General features: G+C 48.6%; 1 protein-coding gene and 1 pseudogene. Both read left to right on the forward strand.

What is annotated here, in order from left to right:
* The first annotated feature begins 125 nt into the window (after nt 1-125).
* On the forward strand, nt 126-1,463 hold the full coding sequence (locus AWB78_RS42315; RefSeq protein ID WP_157697904.1) for a hypothetical protein: 1,338 nt from the start codon (nt 126-128) through the stop codon (nt 1,461-1,463).
* A gap of 227 nt (nt 1,464-1,690) precedes the next feature.
* A pseudogene (locus AWB78_RS49170) lies at nt 1,691-1,864 on the forward strand (ISL3 family transposase); the annotation flags it as partial.
* Nucleotides 1,865-1,925: the final 61 nt, after the last annotated feature.

Below are 1,925 nucleotides of genomic sequence, written 5' to 3' on the forward strand. Positions count from 1 at the left end.
CCCAACCCTGCCTGCATGGAACTACCGCATCTACTCAACAAGCGCTGCATAGCGGGAAGTTATTTCGGTAACGATCCTTAGCGAGACTTCGCAGATAGCCCAGAGAAAAGGTAGGTGATCGATGATTGCCGCTAACGCAACGAGAATCAAGCGCATCTCAGGCGCGCGCTGACCAGATCGCCCATCCTCGCCTCTTGGTGATGAACGTTGAACATATCGTTGCCTGCTCAAGTCCAAATTTTGAAACGCGCCTGAAACAATCTAAGGATTATATTATGGACAATAGGATATTCACAACGAAATATTCATCGACCAGCGAGACGGATATTTCTAGCCTGCAAGTTTCGAAAGATGCAAGCAAGCAGCCGAAAAATCAGTCCATCGGGCCATTGGGCGGCTTGAAAAAAGATTTTCTCGGCGACGCAAAGACATTCGAAAAGTATGCTGAGAAATTTGTGAGGTCGTCAATGTCGGCCTACGCCGAGGTTGAGGCTCATTTTAAGAATCTCTATGTCCCGTTTGGCGAAATAAAATTTGATAACGGCGGGAAGGGGATGGGTCCGTTGGGCGTGAGAACCATAGATGGCGACGAGATTCTTTTTCGTTCCATGGAGGCGGGAGAATTCTTCAATTCACTTGATAATCAAAAATTGGATATCCGAAAAGAAGGTTGCCTTACGGCAAGTCATGCGTACGCATCAAAATATGGTGAAAATTGCAATAAGGTCGCCATGATTATTTGCGAGCCCGGCACAGTGCAAAAACTTATTGACATGGCGAAGTTCGAGCAAAAAGAAAAGCCCATTCAAGACACGATGCGCAAAATTTTAGGTGATTCAGACGAGACGCGGCAGGTGAAAGGATCTGGCGAAAATTGTATCACCGTCAAGAGTGAAAATCATCGAGCGCACTCGCCGAACGAGGAGGCTCCTCAACTGACTATCGTGTTGCGCGGCAACGAATCCTTCATAAATTCTCAAATTAAAAAAATCCGATACACCGACAAAAATCCAAAGCGCCACCTTGCCAAAAATTATCGTTATGTTCTTGGTGAGGACGGAGTGCCGTATCAGGAAAAAATAAGCGCATTGTCTCCAAAATCCCAGGTCAAATTAGATGACGAGGTGAAAAAAAACCGAGGGGAAATCCTCAAGTTGGAGACTAGTATGGAGCTTAACTTTAAAAAGAAGCTCGGCCTCAAAAAGAGCAAAATGACGACGGAATGGCACCAGCTCAATAAGTCATGCGTCGCAATCAAAAAAACAATCGACAATCTCAACGTGAATCTCGATTCATTGGGTGATTTGGAATCGCAAAAAATAATGGATGAATTGGGTGCCAAGCGCAAGGAATTGAATGAGAAAAATGAAAAAATGGAAGAACTCTATAAGCGGATAGCAGTGATGGACGCGGGTCATGCGGATAAGATGATACGCTCGGGAAAGAACGCCGAAAATGGATGATTTCAAGTGCTTGCCTGCCGTTCCGACAGGCGGGCGGCATGGCCCGATGGCCGTAGCGGGGCTCTATGCCGTTTCAAGTGGAAATTGACATCGGGTAGGATATGGGGTAGCGCTGTTGGCCAGCGTATTTCGTGGAGCGGCATTTGAGCGCTGAGTGAGCGCATGCCGATGTGCGAAGAAAGGGAGCTGGCCGACAGTGATGCCTTGATCTGAATAGAGAGCTTGCTGTGAAGAACGCCATTGAAGCTTTATTTACGTCCGCGTTGGGTCTACAGGCTCCATGGGTGGTCACCCAAGTCGAGCTCGATACAAGCAAGCACCGGATTGATTTCGAAGTGTCGAGCGCTGCAAGGGCGGCGCCGTGTCCTGCGTGTGGCAGCGGGCAGCAGGCGCTGGAAGATCTGCTGCACGCTGTACGGGTGCGCATCGAGCCAGCGCACCACCTGCGCCTTGAAGGGATCG

The sequence above is a fragment of the Caballeronia calidae genome (genome assembly GCF_900044055.2).
Classification (GTDB): Bacteria; Pseudomonadota; Gammaproteobacteria; order Burkholderiales; family Burkholderiaceae; genus Caballeronia; species Caballeronia calidae.